This window comes from Thalassotalea coralli, from assembly GCF_055786205.1.
On the sequence record NZ_JBVVBK010000012.1, the window covers coordinates 60,859 to 69,800 of the forward strand.

5 protein-coding genes are annotated in these 8,942 nt (G+C 39.3%); 2 read left to right on the top strand and 3 right to left on the bottom strand.

Going from position 1 to position 8,942, the window contains the following annotated elements; translation table 11 throughout:
• Positions 1-14: 14 nt before the first annotated feature.
• Together ACOB80_RS20660 and ACOB80_RS20665 are read right to left on the bottom strand one after the other, a co-directional pair.
• Positions 15-3,101 carry an ATP-binding protein gene (locus ACOB80_RS20660; protein ID WP_473167777.1) on the bottom strand — a complete coding sequence of 1,029 codons (3,087 nt, stop codon included), beginning with the start codon at positions 3,099-3,101 and terminating at the stop codon, positions 15-17.
• A gap of 45 nt (positions 3,102-3,146) precedes the next feature.
• Positions 3,147-3,902 carry a response regulator gene (locus ACOB80_RS20665; RefSeq protein ID WP_473167778.1) on the bottom strand — a complete coding sequence of 252 codons (756 nt, stop codon included), beginning with the start codon at positions 3,900-3,902 and terminating at the stop codon, positions 3,147-3,149.
• 320 nt (positions 3,903-4,222) lie between these two features.
• Here ACOB80_RS20665 and ACOB80_RS20670 point away from each other — a divergent pair, with 320 nt between their 5' ends.
• Positions 4,223-5,755, top strand: coding sequence for a methyl-accepting chemotaxis protein (locus tag ACOB80_RS20670; RefSeq protein ID WP_473167779.1), 1,533 nt, complete (start codon positions 4,223-4,225; stop codon positions 5,753-5,755).
• 96 nt (positions 5,756-5,851) lie between these two features.
• On the opposite strand, the gene ACOB80_RS20675 is transcribed toward ACOB80_RS20670, so the two are convergent.
• A complete protein-coding gene (locus ACOB80_RS20675; RefSeq protein WP_473167780.1) occupies positions 5,852-8,185 on the bottom strand; it encodes a Tex family protein in 2,334 nt (777 codons plus the stop codon).
• A gap of 284 nt (positions 8,186-8,469) precedes the next feature.
• Between ACOB80_RS20675 and ACOB80_RS20680 the strand changes: the two genes are divergently transcribed.
• Positions 8,470-8,942 (top strand): chitobiase/beta-hexosaminidase C-terminal domain-containing protein (locus ACOB80_RS20680; RefSeq protein ID WP_473167781.1); only part of this gene is annotated, 473 nt, incomplete at its 3' end.

The following is an 8,942-nucleotide window of genomic DNA, read 5'->3' on the forward strand; positions in this document are numbered from 1 at the left end:
GATTTCAATTTCCTCTACAAAGGGCTAAAAAGACTATTGATCTTGTTTTCAAGACAGTAGTATTCGTTTACTACACTTTGTGCATTGCATAGTTCGTTGGAAATATCTTTCGTATTGATACTTGCTAATTGTTCTTCGACATATTCACAGTAGGAATACAACCTGTCAGCACCTATAAATAAGGCCGATGATTTCAGTTTGTGTAACTCTTTACATACGGATTCAGCATCTCCGCGGAAAATGCCTTTTTCTAAGTCTTTTATTAAAGGTTTATTCTTTTCAATAAAGCTAACTCTTAAAGATGATAGTGCTTCTTTATCATCGCCAATGTACTTCATTGCTGTTTCGTCATTTAACGTTAAGACGTTACAACTAGGCTCTAGAGAACAAACTAATTGATTGCTGGCTAAGCTATTCGCCTGAGATGATTCTTTTTCTGAAAATATCTTTCTTAAAATGATTTTTAAATCTTCTAGCCTAGAAGGTTTAGCAATTACATCATTCATGCCCGATGATTTACAAAGTGATAGGCCTGCTTCTGATACATCGCCCGTCATTCCTATTATGGGCGTATTCTCAGGTGCTTCAGTTTTTCCTGATCTTATTTGTTCAGTCAACATATAGCCATCAAGCTCTGGCATATGACAATCTGTGATAATCAAGTCAAATTGATCTTTCTCAAGTGCGCCAATCGCTTGTCGACCGTTTTCGACAATTTTGTGTTCAAAGGATAATTCGTCTAGTTGGTAAGATATAACATCTTGGTTGTGTCGGTTATCCTCTGCAACTAGTATCTTTATGTGGATTCTGGGTGTTATGTCCTCATCTCTATTTAGCTGCGAAATATTAGTTCTGGCGTTTAATGCGTTTTCGATTTCTCTAACCATTAAAAATGGAATAAAAGGGTTAGTATCAACTTCGATTATTTTAGGCTCTGATTCTTGTAGGTGTACTGTAGACTTTCCTGCAAAAACAAAGAGAGCATCTTGATTTATGCTCGTATCATCAATGAATTTTTCATCATTAGTCACTATTACGTCGTAGTGAGTGCCAACTAATTCTTCGCCGTTGATATTCAGGATGCTTGCTCCTTTCTCACGTAATGCTGCAGCAAAAGGGGTTGATTGCTCTAGAGGCAGATTGTGAATTGCTACACTTAAGTTTAGGAATGGTTTGTTATCATTCAGAATGGTGGGGGATATCAATACTGGAATCGTAACCGTAAATATACTCCCTTCTCCTAATTTAGTATTACAATCAACAGAACCATTGAGAAGCTCGAGTACGCTTTTGACAATAGAAAGCCCTAATCCTGTGCCACCGAATTTTCTGTTGGTGGAGGCATCTGCTTGTGTGAAGGGTTCAAATAAATATTCTAGCTTTTCTTTGTTGATGCCAATCCCATTGTCTTTTACTTGCATCACTAGTTGACTATTTTGCCAGAAAACAACAATTTTGATCTCCCCTTCTTTACTATCGTTGGTGCTTGTAAATTTAATAGCATTTCCTAATAAATTGGTTAATACCTGTCTAATTTTCTGGGGATCAGTGACAATTAATTGAGGAATATTTTCTGAAAATATCGAACTTACCCTCAATTTTTTGTCTTTGATAGCGGAGCTAAAAGAGCAAATCACTTCTGCGATTAGCGACTTAATATCAGTGGTGATTAAGTCGAGTTGTGCTTGATTAGTTTCCAGCTTAGAGTGGTCTAGAATCTCATTAATAAGTACAAGTAGGTTGTCAGCTGAAGAGCGAGAAATATCGACTAAATGAGTATTTTTTTTATTAAGGTTGGAATTAGTCAGTAAGTCTAGCGTCGCAATTATTCCATGCAGTGGCGTTCTAAGTTCATGACTTATATTCGCTAAAAATCGATCTTTAGCTTCATTTGCTTCATTGACTTGGATTAATTGTCGCGTTTTTTCTTCGACTAAATATTCTAATTCTTGTTGATATTTAGCGATTTTCTCCATTTGATGTTTACGCTCAGTAATGTCTTGAGCCGTACCCATGAATTTATCAGGGCTACCATATTCGTCAAAAATGACTTCACCCTCTGCATATATATGCCTTTCTATACCTTCATCGGTTATTATTCGATACTCAATAGAATATCCTTGGCCAGCCAAAGCATTGTCTACTTGTTGCTGAACGCGTTTTTTATCATCGGGGTGGAGTCTCGAGAAAAAAGTAGAATAGCTTGCACTAATCTCAGAAGAAACTCCCCATAGGCGATGCATCTCTTCAGACCAAAAAAGTTGATCTGTCTTAACTAACCACTCCCAGCTGCCCAATTGGGTAAGTTGTTGAGCTTTTGCCAGCCTTTTTTCACTTTCGACAATAGCGTCAAAATTTGATTTTTCTACAGTAATATCTCGTATCTCAAGGCAATATAAGAAATAGCCTTCAATAGACAATTTATTTACCTTTAATTGCACGTCGAAAGTTTCTCTGTTTTTATTGACCCCTTTAATATTGGTTACTTGATTCAAGAAGGTATAGATGGAAGACTTCGGAATATTTAGCTTTTGTCCAAGATCATCTTGTTCAATCTGAAAAAGATTTAAAACGGGTTTTTCGTAAGCATCTACTGAGTTGTAACCGAACATTGTTATGGCTGAATGTGACAGTCCTACTATGTGGAATTGCTCATCAACCAATATGTATGCATCGGTTGCTTTATCATATATCTGTTGGATTATGCTGAGTTCAGTTTGTAGATTTTGTTCATGTTTATATGATTTGTATAAAAGTAAACTAACGCACCAAACAGTTCCTAGGGATAAAAGCTGTCCGTAGCTCATAGATAAATCAATTTGATTAAAAGCTATAGAATTAATCGATATGATAGTGGTCACAATAGGGAAGATTAATATCATTAATGCTGTAACTCTTTCAGCTCTATTCCATCGAATGAAAATAAGAATCGGAAGATAAACAAGCGGAATAAACTGATTATCGGGGTGGGTTACATTAAGCCAAATTGCGACACTTGTTAAACCACATGTAAACAATAGCAATATGGGCATACTTAAGTGCGGATCGCGGCTTACCGTATGGAGCACTTTATCGCTCGATAAATAGCTAAAACTGCGCATTAGTTTGCTCTCCCTTGCTAACTCATCAGATCGATTCCGTTTTGGCTAGGTGATGTATTTCCTTGCAAAATCGACGATTTCTTGTTGCTTGATAGGCTTATTTACGAAATGTTCTGCCCCAATTTGTTCACTATATTCATGAAGTTCAGGCCTAGATTCTCCTGTGACAACAACGACTGGAATATCAACTAATTTTGGATCTGATTTGATGCTTCGTAATAATTCAAAGCCGTCAAAATCAGGTAAGTTATAGTCTAGAAAGATCAACTGAGGTTTGGTTGTATATAAAACTTCACTTGCAGTATTACAGTCTGGCACGATATTTAGCGCTATTTTAAACTGTGATAGTGCTGATTTATAAACCTCCGAGAAAAATGCGTCATCTTCGATTATTAAGACAGATTGAGTGTCAGTTGGGGCTTTTTCTTTTCTTTTTAAAATTGCTTCTTGTATCAATTGATTAAATCGTTTTTCGCTTTTAAATGGGCGACCTATAAAGTATTCGCTGAAAATATTGTCTTGAATAGCTTCAATTGCGTCGTCCTCTTCAAATTCGTCACATAACAATATGATAGTCAAATGAGAGCAATCGGTCTGAGATGTAATTTGTTCAACATCTTGCATTGAATCTTCAATGAATTCATGTGCAATAATGACTGTATTAATTTCTTGCCTATTAACATGATCGATAATATCGCAACAGCTAAATGCAAAATCAAAATATGCGTAAATATTCGAGCACGCACTTGCTATCTGTTGTTTATAAATTTCACAATTACTAACAAATACTATATTTTGCACACGTGAGATCCTTATATATGTGCCTACAAACTTCCAAAAGGAAAATATAACAACCAATTGAAATGAGAACTCGATTATACTTATTTGTACTCTCTATAAGTTTTAGCAGACAATAACAACTTTTTCCAAAGCCAGTTCTCAAACGCCAATTTGATCACTTCTTACGCCATTAGATAATTCATTCTAGATTGTTTTTGCATATATGCTTTATTCGTTTGGCAAATCTTTGTTTTAGATCAATAATTTGATTTTAAGTATTGCATTTAAGTTGGCTAGATCAATGCAATAAGTATCTAGCTAGTCCTTCTGGAAAAATAATTATGAACGTCACCAATAAAGAAGCGTTGTTTGATCAAAATGAACAACTGGTTTCCACGACCGATACGAAAGGTGTAATTACCTATGCTAACGATGCTTTTTGTCGAATTGCTGGTTACAGTGAACAAGAACTTGTTGGTCAAAACCATAACATCGTTAGACACCCTGATATGCCAAAAGCTGCATTTGCCGACATGTGGCAAAAATTAAAACGTGGTGACTCTTGGCGAGGCATGGTGAAAAACCGTTGTAAAAACGGTGACTTTTATTGGGTGGATGCCTACGTGACGCCGCTATACGAAAACAATCAAGTTGTTGGTTATCAATCGGTACGCTGTTGTCCAACCGCACAACAAAAATCTGATGCGACTAATTTGTATAAAGCCATTAACCAAGGTAAATCTTTGGCGGAGTTCTCGACAAACATCACCTTAAAACGAAGCCTTGGCTTGGCGGCAGTTTTAGCTGCCTTTGTCGGCGTAGGCATGATGGCATCGTGGGCAGCGGCTAGCTTAGTATTACTTTTACAAGTGGCGATGATCGCTATTTTCAAAGACGAATTTATTGATATTCCTGCGCAGCTAGAAACATTTCAACAGAAATATGATAGTCCATCTCGTTTGGTATTTTCAGGTAAAGGCATCGCTGCAATGATGCGTTATCCATTCTTAATGCAGCAAGCAAAAGTGCGAACGATTTTGGGGCGTAGCAAAGATTCGGGCCATGGTTTATTGCAGCTTTCGAGTGACTTACAACAAACATCTGAACGCACACTAGAAGGATTGTTTGAAGAAAACTCTCAATTACATCAATTAGCAACGGCAATTACTGAAATGAGCGCAACGGTCGGCGAAGTTAGCCAAAATACTACAGGTGCTTACGATAAAGTGGTTGTGGTGCGTGGTGAATGCCAGCAAGCTATTTCGGTGATTGACAATAGCCAGCAAAAAATCTCAAGTTTAGCCACTGAAGTTGAAAAAGCAGCCGGCACCGCAACTGAACTTGTTACCGATGTTGCCAATATCTCGGATATTATGTCGGAAATTCAGGGGATTGCCGATCAAACTAACTTATTAGCACTAAATGCTGCCATTGAAGCAGCACGAGCAGGTGAGCAAGGCCGAGGATTCGCGGTAGTAGCCGATGAAGTGCGTACCCTTGCTGGTCGTACACAAACAGCGACGGAACAAATTCAAACATCAGTCGTTGAACTTCAGCAAACATTAACTCAATGGAGCGAAATCATGCTAGCAAGTCGTGATGACGCCCATACTTGTGTTGAAGAAACCACAGGTGCTAAACAAGGCATGGATAAAATTAACGGTATGATGGATGAAATAACCGATATCGCCAGTCAAATTGCGACAGCTACTGAAGAGCAAAGTACGGTTGCAGAGCAAATCACGCAAAGTGTCCATGAAATTGACGGCATTTCAAAGCAAAATACTGATAATGCTGAGCAAGTCAATCTCGCAGGCATTAAGGTAAGCGACAGTGCTAAAGAGCTAGATTCACTTAGCTCTACTTTCCGCTAACAATTGTTTTATACCAACTTAATGTCATTGGTATTTCCTTAAAATAAAAAAACAGGCTCTTTGTTGAGCCTGTTTTTTGCCTGATAATCGAGCCTATTATTTTTTAGCTTTGGCAAAAGCTTCAGCAAAGGCATTACCCATTGCAGCATTGTCAGGTGCTTTTTGTTTTGGCTTGGCTTTGTTGGTGTGCTGCTTGGCATGGGGTTTTTGATGCCTAGCCTTGTCAGCCTTACCAGTGTTTTGGTTATGTCGGCCTGCTGGTGCCGCGTCGTCGAGTCGCATGGTTAAGCTAATACGCTTTCTGCCTGCATCTACCTCCGTGACTTTAACTTTAACAATATCACCTGCTTTGACAATGTCGTGAGGATCAGAAATAAATTTGTTGGTCATTGCTGAAATATGCACGAGCCCGTCTTGATGAACACCTAAGTCAACAAAAGCACCAAATTGCGCCACATTAGAGACGACACCTTCGAGTATCATGCCTATTTTTAAGTCGTTGATGGTTTCAACGCCTTCTTTAAACTGAGCAGTTTTAAACTCTGGTCTTGGATCTCGGCCTGGCTTTTTTAGCTCTTCTATAATATCTCGGACAGTGATTTCACCGTATACGTCGTCAGCTAAAGACGCAGCGGTAACTTCGTTAAGCAAACTACCATTGTTGAAAATAGTGCTAACGTCACAAGATAGTGATTGAATGATTTTGTCGACAACAGGATAGGTTTCTGGATGAACACCTGAAGCATCGATGGGATTTTCACCATCTCTAATGCGCAGAAAACCAGCTGCTTGTTCAAACGCTTTTGGTCCTATACGAGCAACTTTTTTGAATTCGCTTCGATTGCTAAAGCGACCATGCTCGTCGCGGTATGCCACCATGTTTTGTGCCATCGTTTTACTTAAGCCGGCAACACGTGAAAGCAGAGCGGCAGAGGCACTATTGGCATCTACGCCAACAGCATTTACACAATCTTCAATAACATCATCAAGACTAGCGGTTAGTTTGCTTTGGCTAACATCATGTTGGTATTGACCAACGCCTATGGCTTTCGGTTCTATTTTTACCAGCTCGGCGAGGGGATCTTGTAAGCGTCTTGCAATAGATATCGCGCCACGAAGTGATACATCGATATCAGGAAATTCATTGGCGGCTAGCTCAGATGCTGAATAAACAGATGCACCTGCTTCACTAACAATCAGTTTTTGTACCGATTTTCCTTCAAGCGCTTTGATAACTTCAGACACTAATTTGTCACTTTCGCGAGACGCTGTACCATTACCAACAGCGATTAACTCTACTTTATGCTGGCGGCATAAATTAACCAAGGTGCGTACGGACTTGTCCCAGTTATTCTGAGGTTCGTGAGGGAATATCGTCGCTGTGTGTAACAATTTACCTGTGGCGTCTACAACGGCAATTTTACAGCCGGTTCGGTAGCCAGGATCTAGCCCTAATGTTGCTTTTGCGCCTGCTGGCGCTGCCATTAATAAGTCTCGTAAATTCTTAGCAAAGACTTCGATAGCGTCAATTTCGGCACTATCGCGCAATTTGCCCAATAGCTCAGTTTCTAATTGCGGACCAATCTTGCTTTTCCAGCCTTGACGGATCACTTTTTCAATAAAAGGAGCTGCCGCTTGTTGAGTCAGGTTTAAATGTAAATGCTGGCGAATGGTATCTTCTGCTAATACTGCTGCTTCGTCTGCGTCTGCTGCAGGTCGAATGGCAAGCTGTAAAAATTGTTCATTGCGGCCTCTGAGCATAGCCAGCGCACGATGAGAAGGTACTTTTTTGTATAACTCACTGTGCTCGAAGTAGTCTTTATATTTTTGTGCTTCTTGTTGTTTCTTCTTTACAACTTTACAGTGTAACCAACCTTTTTGCTCAACTAAGCGTCTGAGTTTTTGAATAAGATCCGCATCTTCAGCCATGCGTTCAATAAGAATAGATTGAGCACCATCTAAGGCAGTAGCGACATCTTCAATATTGTTATCCGCACTGACAAACTTAGCGGCTGCTGCTTCTGGGTCGGTGTTTAGTTGGCTAATCAATAGATCCGCCAATGGGCTAAGGCCGGCTTCAATGGCAATTTGACCTTTAGTACGTCGTTTTGGTTTAAAGGGTAGATAAAGATCTTCTAGTCGGGTTTTGTTATCAGCGCTAAGTAGCGCTTCTTTTAACGCAGGAGTTAACTGACCTTGCTGTTCAATATTGGTCAAAATGACATTCCTACGATCATTTAAGTCACGTAAGTAAGTTAATCGTTGAGCGAGTTGCCGTAACTGCTGATCATCAAGGCCTTGCGTCGCTTCCTTTCTGTAGCGTGCAATAAATGGCACGGTCGCGCCATCGTCAAGTAAGGTAATAGCGGCGTTAACTTGTTGAGGTTTTACTGCAAGCTCTTGTGCAATTTGTGTGGCGACTGCCGACATACTCAGATCCCATTTTTTTATTCTGCAAAACAAGAGAAATATAGGGGCTTAAATCCAATAATCCAAGGCACCAAGGCAAATAAAAGCAATCAAGAGAAAGATGAACGGCCTGGTTTGAAGTCTTTTTAACTTGTGGCTTTACACAAGATATTTGCTGTTTTTTTATAATTTTTTCTTAGGTTTACATCAACAAGCGCATAGTTTATATTACTTTTACTTACATTTTGTTACAAGCTATTAACTTTTTCGTAGCAAAGTCTATATCTGCACTACAAGGATGTTAAATGAACTTTATAACACTTCGCGCTTTAGTCCTTAGTCTTGTCTTTGTACTATTTTCTATTGAGGCTTTTGCTGATGTTAGTGGTGGCGACCGTCCAAGGACTCCAGCAAGGCCCTCTGCTCAACTGGTTGGAAGTAATTCGATTCAGCTTTCGTGGAGTGTTTCTTTCAATGCGCAAACCGCTGATGTTAAAGAATATAAAAATGGAAGTTATGTTAGAACAATCTCTTATCCTGCCTTTGAATCGCCCGTACTCTTCTCTAACTTAGCAGCGGGTAGTAGTTATGAATATCAAGTACGAGCCTGTAACTTTAGTGGATGCAGTAGTTACTCTTCTAAAAGTTCGAGTTTGACGGTGCAAGCATTGGTGGCCAAGCCAAGTATTTCGCCAAATGGTGGCACATATGATGTGTCTAGACAGGTTACGTTAACACCAAATACCAGTGGCTCGACAATTTATTACACCACTAACGG

Coding starts and splice junctions, on each gene's coding strand:
- ACOB80_RS20670 (WP_473167779.1), top strand. CDS start 4,223: ATGAACGTCACCAATAAAGAAGCGTTGTTTGATCAAAATGAACAACTG.
- ACOB80_RS20675 (WP_473167780.1), bottom strand. CDS start 8,185: ATGTCGGCAGTCGCCACACAAATTGCACAAGAGCTTGCAGTAAAACCT.
- ACOB80_RS20660 (WP_473167777.1), bottom strand. CDS start 3,101: ATGCGCAGTTTTAGCTATTTATCGAGCGATAAAGTGCTCCATACGGTA.